This is a genomic window from Anabaena sp. PCC 7938 (assembly GCF_049315035.1).
Classification (GTDB): Bacteria; Cyanobacteriota; Cyanobacteriia; order Cyanobacteriales; family Nostocaceae; genus Anabaena; species Anabaena cylindrica.
This window is the reverse complement of record NZ_CP186034.1, coordinates 2,695,072-2,717,850: the sequence shown is the minus strand read 5'-3', so window position 1 is coordinate 2,717,850 and position 22,779 is coordinate 2,695,072. Positions and strand designations below refer to the sequence as shown.

Here is a 22,779-nt window from a genome sequence, read left to right as displayed (position 1 = left end):
CCCCTTGGTAAGGGGAGGGTTGGGGATTGGTAATTTTGTATCTTACTAGAGTGGGAAAGGCTATAAAAAGAGTCAGAATTTAGGAATCAGGAAGAAAAGTTAGATAAGAATTACAAATTATTTTATAGTAATTCAGTAATGGGAAATTGACGTTGTTTATCTAATTCTTGTATCCGCATTTTCTCTGCATATATGGCATCTGCATAAGATTTATATTTATCTGGTTCTGCTTGGATATCAATATTCTCCCACAATTCCATAAAGTGACGATAACGTTTTTCTCTCAAGACTATTTCCATACAAGCCAGCGTTGCTTGAACTACTTGGGGAGTACGCAGTATTTCTTTGTTAGTTTTTTCATTCAAATGGAATAAATGCGAAATCAATCCCAATTCTTCGGATAATTCTAAATACCTGTTTTGTAAATTGGAAATTAAATCAGCTTCATCTGTTAATTCTGAAATCTGTAGCCATAAAAAACGGTGATGAGTAAGGCTTAATTCTAAATTTCTTTCTTCTAATTCATTAATTATTAGCTGACGCTGTTCTGGACAATGGAGATAAATTTGTAATAATAACGCCTCGGCTTGTTCTAATAAACTACGTTCGGTATTTACTAGAGATAGCTTTGGCGTTTTAGACTCCTGTTTGCGGAACCGCGATGGTGGAGTTTGCACACTAGCGGGTGCAATTTGAGTTAGTAGATTTTCAACTCGTAGGGGGATAATTCTAGAGTCCCCTAAGCTGAGTATTTCTGCACAGTAGGAAATGTAGTAATTAAGAGTATCACCATTAACTATATTTTGCAAGAGTTTAACTATTTGTTGCGTGACTTGTTGAAAGTCAGTAGCTTGTCTTAAATCTCTATTTTGAATAATTTGGTCAATCTGCCAATTTAACCATAGTGGGGCGGTTGCTAATAGTTGCTGATAATCTGCTGATGTATGACTTTGTAAATATTCGTCAGCATCTTTACCATTGGGTAAGTTAAGAATTTTTAACTGCACTTCGCCTTTGTAAGCTAATGTGGCAATTTCACCGATCGCTCTTTCGGCGGCGTTGGTTCCCGCTTTATCGGCATCAAAGTTGAGTATTAGTTGTTTGGAATCGGTGTAACGCAATAGCAGTCTGACTTGTTCTATGCTTAATGCTGTACCTAGAGAAGCGACGGCGTTGTTAATTCCCGCAGCATGGAGAGCGATCGCATCAAAATATCCCTCAACCACCACAGCTTGATCTAGTTTAGCAATACCATCTTTGGCTTGATCTAGCGCAAATAAGGTTTTACCTTTACTGAAAAGTTCGGTTTCCGGGGAATTTAAATATTTTGGTTGTTCTTCTGTCAGCGTTCTCCCACCAAACGCAATAACTCTCCCTTGTACGTCGCGGATAGGAATCATCAGCCTATCCCGGAATACATCATAATAACCGCCCCCTTCTTTCCTCGGTTTAATCAAACCCGCTTTTTCCACCAGTTGTACTGGATAATGTTTATCTTCCACCAAATACCGATGCAGGGTTTCCCAACCTGCGGGAGCATAACCTAAACCAAATTGTTGAATTGTTTCTTCTCTGAGTTGGCGATTTTCACGCAAATACTGCATCACCTTTTGTTGCTGGGTATGTCTAAGAGCGTGTTGATAAAACTGGGCGGTGGAAGCTAAAACTTCATACAACTGTTCACGCAAAGACAACTGGCGCTGTAATTCTTGTTTTTGCTCAGGTTCTAAGGTTTGTACAGGTACTTGGTAACGTCGTGCTAAGTCTAATACTACTTCCGTAAAGTGCCTTTTCCCCAAATCCATGACAAACTTAATGGCGTTACCTCCAGCTTGACAACCGAAGCAATAAAACATTTGCTTGCTGGGGCTAACGGTGAAACTGGGGCTTTTCTCATCATGGAAAGGACATAAACCGACAAAATCTTTCCCTCGCTTCCGCAATACCACATATTCCGAGACAACATCGACAATATCAGCCCGGAGTTTAACTTCTTCAATTGTGTCTGGATGTAAGCGAGGGATTTCCATTTTTTAAGGAATTGGTGATTGGGGACTGGGGACTGGGGACTGGGGATTGGGGATTGGTGATTGGTGATTGGGGACTGGGGACTGGTAAACACTTTTTCAGGTTCTAGATTATTCTAAATCCTCTTCTTCCTCCTGACTCCGAACTCCGAACTCCTAACTCCTAACTCCGAACTCCTAACTCCTGCTTCCTGACTCCTAACTCCTGACTCCTGACTCCGAACTCCGAACTCCTAACTCCGAACTCCTGACTCCCGCCTTCAAAGACTATTATAATTCTTGTTTTCAGCCGGGAATACTCGCTAAAATTGCATACGCTGGAGCTTAACAACGGGAAGAATCAAAATGGGACGTATTTTTATTTCAGCGGCGCATGGAGGAAGGGAAGCCGGGGGAATTGATCCTGGTGCGATCGCAGGTGGTACAACTGAAGCCAAAGAAATGATTCTGTTACGTGATTTAATTGTGACAGAACTCAGGGCGCGTAGCATTGAAATTTTATCGGTTCCTGATGATTTAAGCGCTGCCCAAACTATTACCTGGATTAATTCTCGCGCTCGTTCCACTGATGTAGCGCTAGAAATTGCAGCTGATGCTGCTAGTAGTCCTACGGTGAGAGGGGCTAGTGCTTACTACATTGCTAATAACAATCAACGCAAGCAAAATGCAGAAATGTTGCTGATGGGATTGTTGCGCCGTGTACCTCAACTACCTAACCGTGGCGTTAAGCCAGATACAGATAGTGGCTTAGGTAGTTTGCAATTTTGTCGCCAAACAACTGTTCCTGCAATGTTAATACAAGTCGGCTTTCTCAGCAGTCCAGATGATCGCAATTTGTTACAAACTCGTCGCCGTGATTTCGCCTTGGGAATTGTTGACGGGTTAATAGCTTGGAGTCGAGCAATTGACCCAACGCCAGGAACACCTCCAGAACCAAATTATCCACCAATTAATATTAATATAAATGGTCAAAATTATCCAGAGCAAGGAGTGTTAATTAATGGCAACTCTTATATACCCATTGATTTAGTAGATCGCTTGCGAATTGATTTATCTACATCACCTAATGTCATTCGTACTACTTATCGGCGTATAGTTTATATTAAAGCCATAGAACTCCGGGATTTTAATATTTCTGTTGGCTGGGATGCTGCAACTACTACTCTCAATCTCCGCTCTATTCTCACTGTTTGCACTGGTCAAATAAACCAGATTATCTCTAATGGTAATACCACAGAAGTACAGTTACAAATCTTCCTGAAAAACAACAATGAAAATGCCATTGTCCAATTTCCTGATATACCAAAACTATATCGAGAGGAAGCCAATATTGAGGGAGTAAATTATGATATTGCTTTTTGCCAAATGTGTCTAGAAACAGGATTTTTACGTTTTGGCAGTGATATTAAACCTCAGCAAAATAACTTTGCAGGTTTAGGTGCAATAGGTGGTGGGACAGAAGCAGCATCTTTTCCTAGTGCCAGAATTGGTGTGAGAGCGCATATTCAACATTTGAAAGCTTACGCCAGTTTAGAACCTTTAGTCCAGCAAGAAGTAGATCCTCGATTTAGATTTGTAACCAGAGGTATTTCTCCCTCTGTTGATCAACTATCAGGAAGATGGTCAGCAGATTTAGATTATGGTACAAAAATTAAAGCGATGTTTAAAAGGCTTTATGAATCAGCAAAATTACTTTGATTCAGAGGGAACGGGCAACAGGTAACAAAAAAACTCATGTTTTTAAACATGAGATTGAAATAATGACACTTTGTAAAAACATCTTTTTTCACTGAGCTTTCAACTCTGAAACTTTAGTTTCTTATCTGTTAAGAGTTCCCTGTTCCCTTTTTTGTAATAAAAGACAATACTTCCATCAAAAAAAAACAATATTTAGATGATTTTGAATATGTAGAATTATGAGCTAATTCACCCCATACTGCATTTTAATAATAGAAAATGTGTAGAATATTCTCGCTTCGTCTCTTTACTATTGAGGTAATTTTGTTGCTTGAGTATAGAGATAGATTCAACGTCCTCATCCCAATCATGCCATAAAAAGGATAACCCTGAAAAATTTCTGCAACTTTTGCACCTAAAGCTCGTCTATAGTCTATATCAGGAATAACAACTATTAATTACAAAAGATGGAGACTTTTATGCGCTTACCTATTGCTATTGGTGCAGGATTACTAATTTCTTTGGGGTTGTATTCACCATTAATTGCTCAACCACCTATTCAAATCGCACAAGCACGACCCACCGATTCCAATTTGGGACAGTTAAGAAAAAATAGGCAATTATGGAAACAGCAAAAGATATCTAAATATCGCTATCAATTAACGCGGAGTTGCTTCTGCACACCTGAAGCTAGAGGCCCTGTGATTGTTGAAGTCCGTAATGGTGTGACAACTTCTGTGATTTCTGTAGCCACTGGCAAACCTGTTGATAAAGAATTATTCCAACAATATAATACTGTCCCTAAGCTGTTTAGTGTAATTCAAGATGCGATCGCTCGCAAAGCAGATAGTCTAACAGTGAAATACGACCCCAAACTCGGTTACCCGTCCCAAATTAACGTTGATTATAGCCAACAGATGGCAGATGAAGAATTATATTTAACAATTGAAAATTTTAAAGTACTTAAATAACGCATCTATTCCTCTGTCACAATAATAGAACTTTCTCAAGATGTGACCAAAAACCTTGTAGGCTAGGATAGCAGTCCATAATCCGCCATAAATTCAGGGGATAATGCTGGGTTACGCAGCGTAACCCATCCTCCAAATTGGGGATTTTTTTAATGTGCAAGTCCCTCAGACAGCCACAACTAAAACGTCAACGGTGCATTATTAATTTAATGGTAGCAATTTTCCTGATGTCAGCCGAGTAATGCTGAAACAGCAAATAAAGAACTTAAGAGTTTTTTATGAAAAAAAATACTATTTCTCGGTTCTGTAGTTATACCTTAATTGGCATCATATCTTTCACATCTATTTTAGGTACAACGACATCTGCATTCCCTCAAATAGTCAAAGCCTCCCTCGTTAAGCCAACTTTTTCAATAGAGACTACTTTAATCTGGCCTACTCACGGAATTGTTTCTCAAGGTTTCCGTAAATATCAACATGAAGGAATTGATATTGCTGGAGCAAGTGGTACTCCTATTTTCGCTGCTGCATCTGGTACAGTTATTAAAGCTGGTTGGGATGATTGGGGCTTAGGTAATTTTATAGAAATTAAGCATCCTGATCATAGTGTGACAGTCTATGGTCACAATCGTCGTTTGTTGGTGAGTAAGGGTCAACAAGTTAATCAAGGCCAAATAATTGCCGAAATGGGGTCTACAGGTAATAGTACAGCGCCTCATTTACACTTTGAATTTCATCCAGACAGTCGGATATCAGTTGATCCTCTGCACCTATTACCATCTTCAACTACAGCAAAAATACCATTAAAGAAACCAGTTTCACCTTCACAACCAATTCTTACACCAGTGAGTACTGATAATAAATGCAGCGGTGTGACAGTTATAGCAGGTGAGACAGAAAAGATTCGTGTTCAAGTTTGTCAAGAAAAGGGTCAATTATTTTACATTGGTCAATCAAAACAAGATGCAAGTAAACCTGTCAAGATAGTAGCTTGGAATGTTGGCCAAAATAAATATCGAGCAGATAATGGTACTTTTTCGTACTTAATTAGTCCTGAAAAGGTAGAAGTATGGCGGTATGGAAGTCCGATTCGATCTGATAATTTTAATACTTCAGATAGTGTGGGTAATTGAAGCTCCTATTCAGTTGAGTAAGTCATGATTTCGTAAAAAAATACCCTTTGTGACAGTTGAAAGGGCGGAATATGCAGCCAAAATTTCTGCCGATTAAAGAGTATAAAATACATCTAGATTAATTAAATCTAGACAAACGCAAATTAAATCTGAGTAATAGCCAACCATTCACGTCAAGGAGCAGGGCATCATGGAATATATGGCTTATTCGTATATGTATATGGCGAATGAAGAGGAACCTGTAAATATTGAATTGAATCTTCCCGAATTTCCAGTTAATTGGCAAAAATTACTGAAATCTTCTGCTTGGTTAACTTTAGCTGGTATAACTGTTTTGCTTGCGGCTGTATCCCAAGTTCAAGAAGCTTCAGCAGAATATGTGAGAACTAATGGAAATTGTTTATATATTCGGAGAGGGCCTAGTGGTGGTAATTCATCTGTAGCTTGTGTACCTAATGGCACAAATATTGGCAGTACGGGAAATGTTAGAAATGGTTTTGCTCAAATCACTTCAGGACGCTACCAAGGATATTATGTCTCTGAAAGATGGATTAGTATGAATCGGGGAACATCTCCTAATCGTCCTGGTCTTGGTGTTGGTGGTCGGGTCTTGTTAAGACGTGGCTCTAGGGGTGAAGCGGTGAGATCAGTTCAAAGAGCTTTAGGAATAAGAGTTGATGGTGTCTATGGCCCAAATACTGCTCAACAAGTCCGCAATTTTCAAAGCAGAAATGGTCTGCGTGTAGATGGTGTGGTTGGGCCTGCAACTCGTAACGCTTTGGGTATTAGTTAGCCCGTCAAAAGATCCTTTTGAAACCCCTCCTTACAAGCTGGAGGGGTTTTGAGTTTTTATTTTTACTCCAAATAATTCTGCACTATTGCCAAAATGCGTTCTGCTGCATGACCATCACCAAAAGGATTGATTGCATTAGCCATTGCTGTGTATGCTTCGGGGTTACTGAGTAACTCGCTTGCAGCAGCAACAATACTTTCTGTTTCGGTTCCTACTAATTTGGCTGTTCCAGCGGTAACGGCTTCTGGTCTTTCTGTGGTGTCTCTGAGAACGAGTACGGGTTTACCGAGACTGGGTGCTTCTTCTTGTAAACCACCGGAGTCTGTTAGTAATAAGTGCGATCGCACTATTGCCCCTACTAATTCACCATAATCTAAAGGTTCTGTCAAGAATATGCGGGGATGATTCCCTAACAGTTGCTGCAATGGTTCCCTAACTGTAGGATTCCTGTGTAAAGGCAATAATAAGGCTGTATCAGGAAATTTTGCGAGAATCTGTAAAAAACTTTGTGCGATCGCTTGCAGTGGTTCTCCCCAATTCTCCCGGCGATGCACTGTTGCCAGTATAGTCCTATATTTATCCCAATTTAAACCCTGTATATCACAAACAGGTTTAGTTGCAGCCACATTCAACAACGCATCAATTACCGTATTACCCGTCAGGTGAATTTTCCCCAACACCCCAGAAGCTTGCAAATTTTCCATTGCTAAAGAAGTCGGAGCAAAATGTAACTGCGTGATTTGCGAAATCAACCTTCTATTAGCTTCTTCTGGGTAAGGATTAAATAAATCATCAGTTCTTAACCCCGCTTCCACATGACCCACAGGGATTTTTTGATAAAAAGCTGCCAAAGCTGCCGCAAAAGCTGTTGTCGTATCGCCCTGGACTATAACTAAATCTAGCTTTTGTTCTCTAAATAAAGCTTCTAAACCTTGCAAACTCCGACAGGTAATATCATTTAGAGATTGTTTAGGCTGCATAATTTCTAAATTATGATCTGCCTTTAAGTTGAACAACTGCATCACCTGTGCAACCATTTCCCGATGCTGTCCAGTCAAAATTACCTGTACTGCCAAATCTGGACAACCTTGGAAAACCTGAATTACTGGTGCTAGTTTAATTGCTTCGGGACGAGTACCTAAAATAATGCCAACTCGGTTTTGATTAGTCATGAGTTATTAGTCATTAGTCATATCGTGTTCGGTTAAATATTTATCCTTAAATTAAGGCAGCACAAAGGTATTAAGAATTTTGGCGTTGCTGAATTTGGATATGAATTTCAAAAAAGCTAAATCTTGATTCCTTGCGTTTTTGCGCCTACTCTTACCAGATCCTTAAAAGCGATTGCGTGAGATATATAGCCTTTCCCACTCTAGTTAGATACAAAATTACCCCTCCCCAACCCTCCCCTTACCAAGGGGAGGGTGCGCGACAGCGCGGGTGGGGTGTATTTCATGAGCTTGGGAATTGCTATATTCATATTTTCAATCAGCAACACCAGAATTTTTGTACAGATGCAGGAATTATAACTAATCAGCCGCACCCATATCATTTAATGTTCTCGTTCATATCTCAACTCAGGGTGAATACTGCATACTACAGCATCATGTATTTAGACCACGCTCTTGATTCCTCTCTGTGCCTCTGCGCCTCTGCGTGAGACAGAAAAATGTGGTTCATTTACCCAAAAATCGCTGTAAAATTATTTATTGGGCTTTCAACCTTACAATCCCCTACTCTCTTCGAGAATGCCAAAATTTGAAGACCAATTGGAAACTATTTATGCTAGTGATCGGCAAGAATGGCGGGAGTGGTTAGCAAAGAATCATCTTACCTCTCCTGGTATATGGTTGATTTACTACAAGGTCAAAAGCGGTAAACCAAGCGTTAGATATAGCGAAGCAGTCAAACAAGCTCTCTGCTTTGGTTGGATTGATAGTAAAGTTAAATCATTGGATGCAGAGCGTTATCAGCAAATTTTCACACCCCGAAAACCGAAAAGTGTATGGTCAAAATTAAATAAGCAATATATTGAAGAGTTAATTGAACAAGGCTTAATGACCGAGGTGGGTCTGGGAAAAATTCAAGCTGCAAAACAAAATGGCTCATGGAACGGCCTTAGATGCGATCGAAGCATTGATAATTCCCATAGATTTGAAACAAGCTCTAGAAGCAAACTCTTCAGCCAATCTTAATTTTGAGGCGTTTAGTAATTCATCTAAGAAGAATATTCTATTTTGGATTGACAGTGCAAAACGTCCAGAGACTAGATTGAAAAGAATTGAGCAAACCATAATTTCAGCAGCACAAAACAGAAATCCATTGAGCCGATAAAGGGGCTTTCTTGCACTTAGTTAGGGTTTGGTGGAATACAAGACTAATTAGGGTTTGCGGAAAAAGTGATCTGTGAAGGCTAGGAGTCAGGAGTCAGGAGGAAGAATTAGAAGAAGAGTTTTGAATCTGCTCAAGTGATAGGTTTTTGGTAGTTTCAGCACTTATTCCTTGCACCTGATTCACTTTTTTAACCTTCAAACTCTTGATATATCTAAGTTTTAGATTTATTTAGCAAGCCCTAATTACTGATTCTGATAGTCAGGAAGTCATGAAAAAACCCGGCTTAACCGGGCAGATGAACTGTTTGTCGAATTTAACAATGTGTTAACTATTTGAGTTCACAAGTTAAAGGACAAGCTGCAAAAACAGTAGTCTGCGCCTTGTCTTCCTCACCATGCAGCCAGCTTAACCATCTGACTTCTTTGGGATGAACACCTTTTGCAGTCAGCACACCGGCCATGATCAACACTGCCATAACATTAAACATTATTAAACCACCTGCCACCAACAAAACAGCACTAACAGGCATTACAGATTGCAACACAATCGACAACAGGCATCCGACCGTAGCCATTACCACAACTAATGGAAAACCAACAACTAGCAAACACACTGCCAATGTGAAAGTCCATATCAAAAAGCTTTTCATCATCAACAAGGAGTAGGTCTTTCCTTGATTAGAGCTTTGAGCCAAAACCATGACTTTTCCTCCCAAAATTACATAGCTAAAGTTTAAAGTTTGACTTCAGTTACTTCTCGCTGTTTACGAGCTAACTGAAATGATTCAGTGAAATCCAGTATATAGAAACCTGATGAAAAGATGAGCATTTCTTTACTAAAGTTTACAGTTAATCTTTTGTAATTATGAATGTAACGTTCAATTTAGGTTTTAGTGATCAAACCAGTTCCGCTATATGCCTTCAGGAATAGACCCTCATGGGTACAAGAGTAATATATTGATCCCCAAATCCCGATGACGATTGAGCTTAACATTTCTTATAAAAACTAGGATTGATTCTCATAATTCTCAGACGGGGCTGAAAAAATTATCTGCTGCTGACTTTGTCACTCAATTGGGTAGAAAAAGGTCAGAAATTTCTCATATAACACCGTGAAATATTTGTAATTCGCAATTTGAGTCTTATTAGACACAACACATTAATCAAGTATTTGCGCGATAGTACTGAAGATTAACTGGTGTAAAACCAGGTTATATTGGTAAAAGAATTTGTATATAACCGATAACTCCTGAAATTAGCAGCAAAAAAAACACAGATGGAGGTGGATAGCCTAAAACTGAGTGTTGTGCCTAATTTCCTCTCGTCTTCCTATCTGCCTCAAGTGTGGAAACAGATGTAAGTATTTATTACTTTTGTGGAAATGACTTAATTAACAGATAGAAAATTGAAATTTTTTGTATAAAACCCTAAAACATTCTCCGTCCCAAAAGCCACACAAGATTTATATGATGGAATCCCAATCCCGCAATCTACCACCACCACCTCCACTACATTACGAGCCTACACAAACAATGCAGGTGTCAACACAGAGGACAAGTAATTCCTCTGTTAGTCCACTACCAGCTGCGGCTCAACGTCCAGTGACACCACCACCATCAATGACACCTGCTTCACCAGCTACTCCTAAACAGCCTGTGGGATTAACTTTGGCACAGTTGATTCAGGAAGCTTTTGATCAGGGATTTTCTGACGTTCACGTAGGTGTGGGTGAAATACCCCGTTTCCGTAACAAAGGAGAAATTCAAACAACGAATTATCCAGAAGTTGATAAACCTACTTTTATCGGTTGGTTACGGGAGATAATGACAGATGCAGAAATCCAAAAATTTCAAGACAATCTGGAATTTGATGGTGCAACTCAGTACGAATTTGCCAGGGTACGGATTAATGTTTTTGACTCCCTGCGAGGATATGCAATGGTGCTGCGGTTAATTCCGCTGAAAATATTATCCATGGATCAGTTGAGATTACCTCCAGTTTTTCGGGATATTTGCCATTATCATAAAGGTTTGATTTTGGTGACTGGGCCTACTGGTTCTGGTAAATCTACGACAATGGCGGCAATGGTTGATTACATCAACAGAGAGATGCCGAAGCACATTATTACTATTGAAGATCCAATTGAATTTGTACACCAAAGCCGTAAGTCATTAATTAAGCAGCGGGAAGTGGGAATGCATACCCGCAAGTTCGACAACGCCTTGAAAGCAGCTTTGCGAGAAGATCCAGATTTGATTCTAGTGGGGGAAATGCGGGATAAGGAAACTGTTAATACTGCCTTGAAAGCTGCTCAAACTGGTCACTTGGTAATGGGAACATTGCACACCAATAGTGCGGTGAAAACTATTGAACGGATTCTCAATTTGTATGCAGGTGATGAGCAGGATGCAATGCGGGTGGCGGTTTCGGAGTCTTTAGTGGCAATTATTGCCCAAGGTTTGTGCCGCACGACTGATGGCAAGCGGGCTGCTTTCCACGATATTCTGATTAACACTGAGGCTGTAAAAGAGTGGATTAAAGATGGTAAGTATGATGAAATTGGTGAATTGATGAAGCAAGCCAGTTTTGATGGCATGATTACCATGAATCAGGCTTTATTCAATCTCTACCAAGAAGGTCGTATTACTGAAGAAACTGCTATAGAAATGTCACCAACTCCAAATGAAATGATGCAATTCCTCCGAGGACGTGTTTAATAAGGATGGGTCATTGGTCATTGGTTATTGGTAAGAGTTTTTCCCAATTCCTAGACCCTAGTCCCCAGTCCCTAGTCCCCAGACACCTGTGACCAAGTTGACTACAGACAAACTATCTACACCCCAGTTGTTTAAAGGTATTGCGCTGTTTACACCTGGGGGAGATTTAATTTACTGTATTGACCCTAGTAAGCAGGGTCGATGGCATTTGCATTTGTGCGCGGCTTTACAAGAAATCCTAGATTTATCAGAGCCGCCGCATTTTTTGGTTCCTTGCTATACAGCAACTATTGATCATTGGTTAAATCCACGCACGCAACAGGTGCAAACTTTTGCCGAAGCGTATCCGGCTGTGATGCGTCATCAATCGGTGCTGAAAGCTATTTTTGGTACGGGGGATATAGTATGGCAAAGGGCCCCTTGGCAGGAGGGATTGTGCGATCGCATGGTATTAACAACTTATCGATCTGCATTTCCCCAATTGTGGGAAGACCATGACTTAATTGTCCGCTTAGACCGTGCTGATATGGCTCCCAGATACCAGCAAAAGATTTTGAACCCAAAACAGGCAATAATCAACACTCCAGGCTATGTTTTGCGTCTGTTTGTGGCTGGTCATAGCGTTGCTACAGAACGCAGTTTAGAAAGTTTACACGAATTATTAGAGCGATCGCTTGGTTATCCTTACACCCTTAAAGTAATTGATGTTCTCACCCACCCAGAACAAGCAGAAATCGATCAAGTTTCTGCAACTCCTACCCTAGTCAAGGTTTGGCCTCACCCAATTCGGCGCATTGTTGGCGAATTGGATAATGTTGATAAACTATTACAAATGTTAGGTGCAAAAGAAAATCCATGAGGTAGCGGCAGGCAGAAACAAGATAATAAAAACAGGCATTACTGAATACTACCTTCACATATATATATGTACTTCACTTGGTTAGACAGCAATAGTTGGTTGATAGAAATTGGTGAACAGCGGATACTAATAGATCCTTGGTTAGTTGATTCTTTAACCTTCAACAATTTGGATTGGTTATTTAAAGGTTATCGGACTCAAGAGAGACCAATACCAAAAAATATTAATTTGATTTTGTTATCCCAGGGTTTGGAAGACCATGCTCATCTACCAACTCTCAAACAGCTTGACAAAAATATTCAAGTTGTAGCTTCTCCTAATGCAGCAAAAGTAGTAACGCAGTTGGGTTATACCCAAGTCATAACTCTCAATCATGGTGAAACATTCACCTTGAATAATCAAGTAGAAATTAAATCTCTTCCCGGTTCTCCAATTGGCCCAACTATTTTAGAAAACGCTTATTTTCTCAAGGAATTAGCCAGCGGATTAAAGCTCTATTACGAACCACATGGATATCATTCTCCACAACTTAAAGAGTTTGCACCAATTGATGTGGTGATTACACCAATGATTGATTTGAGTTTGCCTATACTAGGGCCAATTATTAAAGGGATGAATAGCGCCTTAGAAGTCGCCAAATGGTTACAACCTCAAATTATGCTACCTACAGCAGCAGGAGGAGATGTTATATTTGAGGGATTATTAAACAAATTTATCCAAACTCAGGGAAGTGTGGAAGAATTTCAGGCATTATTAGATAAAAACAATTTATCAACACGAGTAATTGCACCTAACCCTGGGGAACAGATTGCTTTTTGAGGAGATATTAAAAATGTAGTAGCATATTGCAACACGCCACTACTATATTTACTCAAACCAGATTTTTGATTAAAATAAGTCAATCAAAAGACCGCAGAAATATAATAAATGGATTGGATTACCTTACTGCGATCACTACAATCTGACTTTCTTCAAAGATTAAAATCTGGTTGTCTACTTCATTGTCAAACAGAAGGTCAACATAGTGAAATAACTATCATCTCTGGTGAGAGATTAAAAGCACTACGGGAATTCTGCTGGTTAATGGCAGAAAAATATAAACGGACTTCCCCCGTTCGTGACGTTTTTATTAATAATCTCAAAGGCAAATTAGGTGAAGAATTAGTCAAAGAACGTTTATCTAATTTTATTACTGAAGTCGATTATGAAAAACGCTTTGGTGGTGATGGTAAAAGTGATTTTACTCTCACCGCTCACCCCACCATTGGCGTAGAAGTTAAATCTCGTCATGGTACTATTGATAAAGTTAGATGGACAGTTAGTTGTGAAGAAGTTGAAAAAAACACGGTTATTGTTTGTATTTTAATTCAAGAAGAAGTTAATGAAGCTCAATCTGAATATCATCTTTTTTTAGCTGGGTTTCTACCTACAAAAATGATTAAATTGAAAACTGGTAAAATTTCTTTTGGGATAAATCAGTTATTATATGGTGGTGGTTTATTGTGTTATCTAGAACAGTCACAAAATTCCACCAATAATTCACATCAACAACAATCATCTATTAACCAATTTAAAACATCTAAAAATGAATTAATTAAATCTCATGTTTATTCAGAATTAGATAAATATCCAGCACTAAATTCAACTCTTATTTATGAAAAATTAGGTGATAAATATTTCCAAAAAGGTGATTATGCAGCAGCAATCAATAACTACAATCAAGCACTACAAGATAAACATCAAGATGCCAATATTTATTATAAATTAGGTTTAGTTTATCATCAATTAGGTGATTATAAAAAAGCAATTATAGATTATAGTCAGGCAATTAATATTAATATTAATTATAGCCAAGCTTATAATAAAAGGGGTTTAGCTCATTATCAATTAGGTAATTATCAGACCGCAATCGAAGATTATAATCAAGCAATTAGAATTAATCCTGATGTTGCAGTTAATTACAGAAACCGTGCTGAAGCTCGTTCTCACATTGGAGATCATCAAGGAGCAATTGAAGATTACAATCAGGCAATTAAAATCAATCCTCTTGATGCTATTACTCAAAAAAACAGAGAAATTACTCGTTATCTGCTAGATGATCAACAGAAATTAGTCCCAGAAATCAAGATTGCTCCTGATGACGCAGTTGCTTATAAAAACAGAGGTAATACTCGTTTGGAATGTGGAAACTATGAAGGAGCAATTGAAGATTATAATCAAGCAATTCAAATAAATCCTAATTATGCCGATGCCTATTATAATCGGGGTAATGCTCATTCTGATTTAGGAAACTACGAAGCAGCAATAGATGATTTTAGCAAAGTAATTAAAGTAAAATCTAATTATACCGATGCTTATTATAATCGGGGTAATGTTCGGTTAATTATAGGAGATAAACAGGGAGCGATTGAGGATTTTCAGCAAGCAGCAGATTTATATTGGCAACATGGAAAACTAGAAGAACACAAAGAAACGCAAGCTCGAATTTTAGATTTAGAAATAGAAAAATCATTAGATATTTTAAATTTCTAATAAATAGTAAAATGTATTTTATTTCGTAAAGTTGTTTTCTTGATATGATTCTCACAACAATAAATACCAGTGTTTTGTCTGCATCATTTTTGCTGGTTAGTGGCAGTATCTCTCCTAACTTTGCTCTAATATCTGTCGCAAATCCACCTCAGATATTAGCAAAACAGCAAATTAATAATAAAACTTCTCAACCACACCCAGTTTTTAAATCGATTCTGCCCAAATTAAAGAAAAATATTCAAATTAACATTTTATTACCTAAGTATATTCCTGAATCAGATGGAGAAAATCCTCTCTACGCCATAATCGAAACTGCGACAAAAAATAAATACGAGATTTTACTGAGTTTTAGTCCAGATTGTAATGGTGGTACAGCTTGCCGCCTGAGTATTATTACTGGTGAGGCTGTAACTAGCAAAACACCTAAATTGACTGGTAAGGCTATATCTTTAGCTAAAGGTATGTCTGGGTATTTTGTAGACTTTCAGTGTGGTGCTAATTGCTCTGACGCTACTTTAACTTGGCGAAAAAAGGCTGTGCAGTATAGGATTGGATTAAAAGCAGGTAAGCAGGCTGATTTGGTCAAAATGGCAAGGTCAGTAATTACACAGTAGTCCAAAAGCTAAACTTCATACAAACTATATATGGCAATATAGAAAATGAAATTGTAGTCCAATGTATAAAGCAATGATTTCTAGCCGCCAAGTCACAAAGTATCTGCAATTTCCAGTTTTATCAGCCATATTAGCTGCTAATTTAGGAATTACAGCCATAGATGCTCCCGCTTTAGCCGCAACCCCAGTTTCGTCTGTCGGTAATAGTGTTACCTTTACTTGCAACGACACTGAAGCGACAATCAAAGCTAAAAATGGGCCAAAAGTAACTGTTGGCAAAAACACAATTTACATTGGTTATCAGCAAGTATCATCTACTAACAAAGACCCCCGCATCATCCGTTTTGATAATGGTGTGAAGAAATGGTGTCGCAGCGACTACGAAACAACTGGTGATGATGGTAGCGGGTATGGACTACTTTGGGATGGAGGAAGTACTTTATACGGCGTTTTTTCCTCTACTGGCTCCCAAACAGGTAATGATTTTCGGCGCTTTGCTACTGGACGTTGGCTATCTAGCTATGGCAGTGGTGGGGGTGCAAAAGTAGCAATCATAGCCCGGATTGACCCTGCAAATGGCAATGTTAATTACGCTACATTTTTATCTGCCAGAAAGACAAGTGATGGGAAAAGTAATACTTTAGTTGTTAAGGGACTGTCATTGAATGGCACAAATTTAACTGTACAGTCAGATTCCTGGTGGAGTCCCCGTCGTCCTAATAAAAGTTCTATGGCTTGTTCTGGTTCATCACCTTTTAAATACACCGCTGTATTCGCTGGAGACTTAAAAACTGTTAGTTCGGCTTCAGCCATAGGTTGTACTTAATTTAGAGGTTTAGTCAATCATAGTTCTGCACTAGTACAGGTTAGAGCAACAAAACCCAACACCAAAGTTGGTAAAAAATCAGTGCTTTGGGACTCTTGCAACAGGTAGACGCATTTACGCCATACTGTACTAGTGTTATCTGGCAGGCATTAACCCCCTGATACTGGTTTAGTAGGGTTAATAACCACCTTCTTCTTCGTATTCAGGCTGTCTTTCTTTCACTTTTTTGGGAATATTGACTGGTTTTGGTGCATCTTCCCAAGCGTCACCCTCTACATCGTCATAATCGTCGTAGTCGTCCACGTATGATTTGTTAGAGGGTTGGGGCGCGTATCTTGGTGGTGTTTCATACCTATCTGTACCTGATGCCTCACTCCAGTTATCTTCTTCGTCTTCTTCATATTGAATGGATTCATAAGAACGCGCTTGCATAACGCGACGTTGGGGACGTTCTTCTTCAAGATAATCCTCACTCCATTCTTCCTCTTCCCGTGCTATGGGTTCAGGAGTACGAACTTTTGGTCTAGGTGGCTGTAATGGTACTCCGCTGGGTAATTGATTAGCTGGAGAAACTGTGCGAGGAGCAGAATAGCCATATTCTTCTTCTGCATCTCTTTCCCAAGGTGCTTTACCAATACCCAACCGTTCTAATACCCCAACTGTTAATTGGTTAACTCTTTCTTCAGCACCTTCAAAAACAATCAAGCGACTAGGGCCAGTGCTGACTATTTCATCTACCGATATTTCGTAGGTACTCAAAAACTGGTCAGGTATTTGGGGTACTCCCAAGGAAGCGATAACTACGGAGTAAATTTTGCCTGTTTCTCCATTGAACTTAAATCCCCTCACTTTGCCCAATACTTCCCCAGTTTCGGTGATGACTTCCCAGTTCATCAAGTTGCTGAGGGCTTCTACTTCAATATCTTCAATCACATCTTCGTTATCAACTAAGATGACATCACCAATTTGGTTGATGCTGTTGAGATACATATATCGTGGCAGACCAGAAATAGAGATCAGGCTGTCTCGTAAACCAAGAGCCACAACCTCTCGCTGATCAATATCAACCCAGACTTGACTGATGATGCCTAGCCGCTTACCGTTGTCGCGGGTAATCACCTGGGTGTTTAATATGTCGGAACGCCTAATTACTTGTTCAGAGGTCATTCTATACCGAGTCCTGATCTCGAATCCGGTTTATGTATACACTATTTTTAACAGAAACTCAAGCTTTTATATTAACTCAAGTTGCTAATTACCTATTTTAGGCTGATTATGGGTAATTGGTAATGGGTGATTGGTAATGGGTGATTGGTGATTGGTAAAAATCATCTTTCCCTGGTCTCCCTGTTCCCCGTCACCTAAATGGAAGATTGGAATTTAATACCCAATATTTGAGTGTAGGCTCCCCGTGCTTGAGTTACGCCTATTGTGCATTCGGCTGATTCTATCATCGGACGATGCGATCTCACAATAATAAACTGTGCTTGTTGCGCCTGTTACTTAATCATTCTAGCTAATCGTTCGACGTTTGCCCCATCTAAAGACATATATACTTCGTCAAAGGTATAGAATGGTCTTAGGTGCATTTAAGCGTCGAGCATTCTGTTTTCGTTGTTTTGTCGCCAGAAGATTCATTAAAACATCGGCAGTTTCAAAGCAATTGTAGGGCGACCAGACGGCACATTCTTGGTTTGTAATATAACCTACAAGTGATTCCTAGAAACCAGATTTGAACGCTGATTCTAAAACGGCTCGGTTAACGGGACAAATGACCACAGACTGCTTGCTCAATGCTGAGAGTATGTTTGCGAGAAATATAGAAAATATCTTTCAGCGTTGTTGCTGTCACACAGCCTGGATGATTTTGCAATGACTCAATTATGGCACTTACTAACGCAAGGCGATAGCGTTGCAGGGAGAAAATAAAACGGTTCTTGCGTCTCTTTGATGATGATTGGGGATTGATTATAACAAAACCCTTACGGGGCAAGAGTTATAAACAATTATGCCCATATTTTCAGTTAAATGCCTACACTATAAGGCTTTCAATGGTTTTGAACCAGGTTTTCCATAAAAAGAACAGAAGAACCAATAAAACTTAATATAAAACTTAATGCCGTTAGGGTGGAAATCATGAATTTGCCAAAAGAGCTATCAATTTCAGTCATTATTCCGGTTTATAATGGTGGCGAGAGTTTCCGCCAGTGCTTGTTACGTATTAGCGCATCTATACTAAAGCCCACAGAGGTGATTGTGGTGGCTGATGGGGATAAGGATGATTCTTGGCAGGTAGCAGCAGACTGGGGTGCAAAAGTCATTAGACTGAAGGAGAATAGTGGACCGGCACAAGCGAGAAATGTAGGTGTTGTTGCGGCTGAAGGAGAAATTCTGTTTTTTGTAGATGCTGATGTGGCGATCGCTCCAGATACCATCAATCGGGTCAGATTAGCGTTTACAGAAGATGCAAGTCTAGCCGCTGTGATTGGTTCATACGATGATACTCCAGGAGCCAGTAATTTTCTATCTCAATATAAAAATCTTTTACATCACTATACCCATCAAAATGCTAATGAGGATGCTTTTACGTTTTGGGGTGCTTGCGGTGCGATTCGTCGTGATATCTTTTTGGCTATGGGGGGTTTTGATGAAAATTATCGCCGTCCTTGTGTGGAAGATATTGAATTAGGTTATCGACTCAAAGCCGCAGGTTATAAAATTCGACTCGACAAGGCTTTGCAAGTTAAACATTTGAAACAATGGGGAATAGTTTCTCTGGTTAAAGCTGATGTATGCGATCGCGCTTTACCTTGGACTCAATTAATACTCCGTCAAGGAGAAATGCGCTCTGATTTGAATCTTGCTTGGTCTAGTCGGGTAAGTGTAATTTTAGTTTACTCTTTATTACTAACTTTATTTGCTAGTTTTTGGCTACATCCGCTACTAATTTTCAGTATGATAATTAGTTTATTACTGATAATTATTAACTTGTCAATCTACCGCTTTTTTCTCTACAAGCGAGGCATTATATTTACCTTCAAGGTTTTACCTTGGCACTGGTTTTACTATTTTTACAGCGGGTTAGCTTTTATCATGGGCATGATTTATGTAAAATTTTGATGAGTATTGCTATTAGCTGTATATCTTGCTCAGTAATTATTCTGAAATTTTGATGAAGATAGCTATTGGCTGTATATATTTATCAGTAATTATTCTGAAATTTTGATAAAGATATCCAGTTGTTGTTTTTTTGATAAATATTTTTTTTGATAAATAATTCTATGGTATGTTGATCTCTATCCATAAATTCAATAGGTGAAACTTCAGTCAACAACCAAATAACCAACAGCAAATAAAAATACTGGATCTTCATTACATAATTATGCTAAATTGCCTTCACCAAAACTATGAAACACTAACTCTTTAGGTGTCTTTCATAGAGCATGGCTTTTGCTTTTATTTCTAAGCGCATTTTTGATGTTTAATTAATAGTTAAGCATACTATGTGCTGAAAACCAAAATACTTAACTATCTTGCTGCACAACAGCTTACCAACACGATTTGGTAACTGGTGTAGTGATTATTCTTAACGGATTTTCTACCTTACTGGTTGTCTTAAACAACAACCTCTAGATAGTTAAAACGTAATTTTTTCATGCTTACTCAGGGCTGACAATCTAATCAGAATAAATTGATCGGTCAGGAGGATGAGGCTGTGATGTATTAATTGAAAAAACCAAAAAATAATGAAACGCAATAAGATTAATAATCTTGAGCATAACAATCGTAATTTCCCCTTGAGTGTAATCATTGGTGGGGGACCGGCTGGATTAACTGCTGCTTATAAGTTGGCTAAACATGGCTTACATTCTGTAGTGTTGGAAAAAAGCGATCGCGTGGGGGGAATCTCTCGGACTGAAACCTACAAAGGCTATCGCTTCGATATTGGAGGACATCGCTTTTTTACCAAAGTTCCCCAAGTCCAACATCTATGGAACGAAGTTTTAGGAGACGAATTTATTAAAGTTAAGCGTTTATCTCGCATTTACTATAATGGTAAATTTTTTAATTATCCTATAGAACTATTTAACACTGTCAGTAACTTGGGAGTTTTGCAGAGTTTCTTAATTATTTTTAGTTATTTAAAAATCAAAATCAGTCCTTTACCAGTAGAAGAAAATTTTGAGCAATGGGTAACAAACCGTTTTGGCGAACGCTTGTATCAAACTTTCTTTAAAAGCTATACAGAGAAAATTTGGGGAATTAGCTGTATAGAAATTAAAGCAGATTGGGCTGCACAACGAATTAGGGGATTATGTCTGAACAAAGCAGTCATTAACGCTTTATTTAGTAGTAATAGCACCAAAACATTGATTAAGGAATTTGATTATCCCATTTTAGGACCAGGGATGATGTGGGAACGATTTCAAGAGAAATTAAATGTTCAAGGCTCTCCAGTATTATTAAATACGGAAGTAATCAGAGTAGAACGACAACAAAAACGTATTACCCGTATCATTGCTCAAAAAGGCAATCAAATCTTTGAAATTACCGGAGATCATTTCATTAATACCATGCCTATTACAGCATTGATGCACCGTTTAGATCCCTTACCTCCTGACAATGTTTTGAAAGCCTGCCGTAGGCTAAAATATCGGGATTTTCTGATAGTTCCCATAGTGATTAACCAAGAACACCTTTTTCCAGACAATTGGATTTATATTCACAGTCCAGAATTTAAAGTCGGACGCATTCAGAATTTTAAAAATTGGAGTCCACAGATGGTAGCAGATACCCGCAAAACTTGTTTAGGAATGGAATATTTCTGTAGTGAGGGAGATGATTTATGGTCAATGGACAATCAAGATTTAATTAGATTAGCCAGTGAAGAAATTGTCAATTTAGGCTTATTAGATAACATCCAAAAAGTTGAAGATGGGACAGTCATCCGTGAAAAAAAAGCTTATCCTGTCTATGATTGTGAATACCAACAAAATTTAAAGCTTATTCAAGACTATGTAGATAGTTTTGAGAATTTACAATCTGTGGGACGTAATGGTATGCACCGTTATAACAATCAAGATCACTCAATGTTGTCTGCATTATTAGCAGCAGAGAATATTATGGGGGCAAATCATAATCTTTGGACAGTCAATACAGAGCGATCCTACCATGAAGAATTTATGGTTACACACAAAAAAGAGCCTGTAATTTCTAGATAATTATTATTCATTTTCCGTAAGCATTCAGCCGTCAGCCGTCAGCTATGTACCTGAAGTATTGAAATACAAAGAATGAACAGAAACAGAAGCATATAAAATTTCTAAGATGAAAACGTCTGAATCCTTGCTATTGGCTGATTACTGATTACTGATAGTTGAATACTTACCATTTTTCATAATAATCAGTTGTGTATGTACAAATTTTCAATTATCATTCCCACCTACAATCGTACTGAACGATTAAAAAATTGTTTAGATTCCCTAACTCGTATCAATTACCCACGAGAGAATTTTGAAGTTATTATTGTCGATGATGGCAGCAATCATCCTCTTCATATCCTAGTGAGTTCCTATGAACACGAGTTTGATATTAGTTTAATCCGACAAACTAACTCCGGTCCTGCTAAAGCGAGGAATGCAGGTGCTAACTTAGCGAAAGGGCAATATTTAGCATTTACTGATGATGACTGCACCCTCGATCCAAATTGGTTTTCAGCCCTCGAAAATGCCTTTTCTAAGCAACCAAATACTCTTTTAGGGGGAAAAACCATCAACGGTTTGCCAAACAACCCTTACTCCACAGCTAGTCAATTACTCATTGATTATATCTACGATTATTACAATATAAATTTTTCTCAAGCTCAGTTTTTCGCGTCTAATAATTTTGCTGTTTCTAGGGAATTATTTAACCAAGTAGGACAATTTGATATTAATTTTCCCTTAGCTGCGGCTGAGGATCGGGAGTTTTGCGATCGCTGGCTATTTCATGGATATTCTTTATATTATGTTCCCCAGGCAATCATATACCATTCCCATGATCTCAATTTAACGAAATTTTGGCGGCAGCATTTTAATTATGGTTGTGGTGCATTTTACTTTCATCAGATTCGCTCTCGACGTAATCAAACATCCCTGAAATTTGAACCATTGCGCTTTTACTTGCAGCTACTAGCTTACCCATTTACGACAAAATACCAAATTATATCCAAAATTTTAATTTCCGGCTTATTATTTATTTCGCAATTAGCTAATATTGGGGGTTTTTTGAGAACAAAATTACCAAATTTTTAGTTGA

17 protein-coding genes and 2 pseudogenes are annotated in these 22,779 nt (G+C 38.5%); 14 read left to right on the top strand and 5 right to left on the bottom strand.

What is annotated here, in order from left to right; all coding sequences use genetic code 11:
• Positions 1-122: 122 nt before the first annotated feature.
• Positions 123-2,030, bottom strand: a complete 1,908-nt coding sequence (gene dnaG / locus ACOWPH_RS12440; protein WP_015215699.1) for a DNA primase — start codon at positions 2,028-2,030, stop codon at positions 123-125.
• Between the two features lie 342 nt (positions 2,031-2,372).
• Between dnaG and ACOWPH_RS12435 the strand changes: the two genes are divergently transcribed.
• The 4 genes from ACOWPH_RS12435 (at position 2,373) to ACOWPH_RS12420 (ending at position 6,601) form a co-directional block, all read left to right on the top strand.
• A complete protein-coding gene (locus ACOWPH_RS12435) occupies positions 2,373-3,725 on the top strand; it encodes an N-acetylmuramoyl-L-alanine amidase (RefSeq protein WP_015215698.1) in 1,353 nt (450 codons plus the stop codon).
• 458 nt (positions 3,726-4,183) lie between these two features.
• Positions 4,184-4,675: a DUF6174 domain-containing protein gene (locus tag ACOWPH_RS12430; RefSeq protein WP_015215697.1), complete on the top strand. Its 492-nt coding sequence runs from the start codon at positions 4,184-4,186 to the stop codon at positions 4,673-4,675.
• A gap of 278 nt (positions 4,676-4,953) precedes the next feature.
• Entirely contained in the window at positions 4,954-5,808 is an 855-nt protein-coding gene (locus ACOWPH_RS12425) for a M23 family metallopeptidase (protein ID WP_015215696.1), read from the top strand.
• 190 nt (positions 5,809-5,998) lie between these two features.
• Complete coding sequence (locus tag ACOWPH_RS12420; protein WP_015215695.1) at positions 5,999-6,601, top strand: peptidoglycan-binding domain-containing protein; 603 nt, start codon at positions 5,999-6,001, stop codon at positions 6,599-6,601.
• A gap of 62 nt (positions 6,602-6,663) precedes the next feature.
• On the opposite strand, the gene wecB is transcribed toward ACOWPH_RS12420, so the two are convergent.
• On the bottom strand, positions 6,664-7,773 hold the full coding sequence (wecB, locus tag ACOWPH_RS12415; RefSeq protein ID WP_015215694.1) for a non-hydrolyzing UDP-N-acetylglucosamine 2-epimerase: 1,110 nt from the start codon (positions 7,771-7,773) through the stop codon (positions 6,664-6,666).
• A gap of 576 nt (positions 7,774-8,349) precedes the next feature.
• Here wecB and ACOWPH_RS12410 point away from each other — a divergent pair.
• Positions 8,350-8,935, top strand: a pseudogene (locus tag ACOWPH_RS12410) (YdeI/OmpD-associated family protein).
• Between the two features lie 328 nt (positions 8,936-9,263).
• Here the strand turns inward: ACOWPH_RS12410 and ACOWPH_RS12405 are convergent.
• On the bottom strand, positions 9,264-9,635 hold the full coding sequence (locus ACOWPH_RS12405; RefSeq protein ID WP_015215692.1) for a hypothetical protein: 372 nt from the start codon (positions 9,633-9,635) through the stop codon (positions 9,264-9,266).
• A 765-nt stretch (positions 9,636-10,400) separates the two neighbouring features.
• On the opposite strand from ACOWPH_RS12405, the gene ACOWPH_RS12400 reads away from it, so the two are divergent.
• From ACOWPH_RS12400 to ACOWPH_RS12375, 6 genes are all read left to right on the top strand, one after another.
• Positions 10,401-11,651 (top strand): type IV pilus twitching motility protein PilT, encoded by a 1,251-nt coding sequence (locus tag ACOWPH_RS12400; protein ID WP_015215691.1) that lies wholly within the window; start codon positions 10,401-10,403, stop codon positions 11,649-11,651.
• A gap of 88 nt (positions 11,652-11,739) precedes the next feature.
• The gene (locus ACOWPH_RS12395; protein WP_015215690.1) at positions 11,740-12,510 is read left to right on the top strand and encodes a circadian clock KaiB family protein; all 771 of its coding nucleotides are present in this window, start codon (positions 11,740-11,742) and stop codon (positions 12,508-12,510) included.
• 66 nt (positions 12,511-12,576) lie between these two features.
• Positions 12,577-13,329: an MBL fold metallo-hydrolase gene (locus ACOWPH_RS12390; RefSeq protein WP_015215689.1), complete on the top strand. Its 753-nt coding sequence runs from the start codon at positions 12,577-12,579 to the stop codon at positions 13,327-13,329.
• A 108-nt stretch (positions 13,330-13,437) separates the two neighbouring features.
• The gene (locus tag ACOWPH_RS12385) at positions 13,438-15,042 is read left to right on the top strand and encodes a tetratricopeptide repeat protein (protein ID WP_015215688.1); all 1,605 of its coding nucleotides are present in this window, start codon (positions 13,438-13,440) and stop codon (positions 15,040-15,042) included.
• A 44-nt stretch (positions 15,043-15,086) separates the two neighbouring features.
• Positions 15,087-15,656 (top strand): hypothetical protein, encoded by a 570-nt coding sequence (locus ACOWPH_RS12380; RefSeq protein WP_015215687.1) that lies wholly within the window; start codon positions 15,087-15,089, stop codon positions 15,654-15,656.
• 73 nt (positions 15,657-15,729) lie between these two features.
• Positions 15,730-16,482, top strand: coding sequence for a hypothetical protein (locus ACOWPH_RS12375; protein WP_250855211.1), 753 nt, complete (start codon positions 15,730-15,732; stop codon positions 16,480-16,482).
• Between the two features lie 177 nt (positions 16,483-16,659).
• Here the strand turns inward: ACOWPH_RS12375 and ACOWPH_RS12370 are convergent, their stop codons facing one another.
• Positions 16,660-17,649, bottom strand: a complete 990-nt coding sequence (locus ACOWPH_RS12370; protein WP_015215685.1) for a PRC-barrel domain-containing protein — start codon at positions 17,647-17,649, stop codon at positions 16,660-16,662.
• A gap of 194 nt (positions 17,650-17,843) precedes the next feature.
• Positions 17,844-18,059: pseudogene (locus tag ACOWPH_RS12365) on the bottom strand (hypothetical protein); the annotation flags it as partial.
• 559 nt (positions 18,060-18,618) lie between these two features.
• Between ACOWPH_RS12365 and ACOWPH_RS12360 the strand changes: the two are divergent.
• The 3 genes from ACOWPH_RS12360 to ACOWPH_RS12350 all read left to right on the top strand — a co-directional run bounded on the left by ACOWPH_RS12360 (position 18,619) and on the right by ACOWPH_RS12350 (position 22,775).
• Positions 18,619-19,602 carry a glycosyltransferase family 2 protein gene (locus ACOWPH_RS12360; protein ID WP_015215684.1) on the top strand — a complete coding sequence of 328 codons (984 nt, stop codon included), beginning with the start codon at positions 18,619-18,621 and terminating at the stop codon, positions 19,600-19,602.
• 626 nt (positions 19,603-20,228) lie between these two features.
• On the top strand, positions 20,229-21,704 hold the full coding sequence (locus tag ACOWPH_RS12355; protein WP_015215683.1) for an NAD(P)/FAD-dependent oxidoreductase: 1,476 nt from the start codon (positions 20,229-20,231) through the stop codon (positions 21,702-21,704).
• Between the two features lie 192 nt (positions 21,705-21,896).
• Entirely contained in the window at positions 21,897-22,775 is an 879-nt protein-coding gene (locus tag ACOWPH_RS12350; RefSeq protein WP_015215682.1) for a glycosyltransferase family 2 protein, read from the top strand.
• Positions 22,776-22,779: the final 4 nt, after the last annotated feature.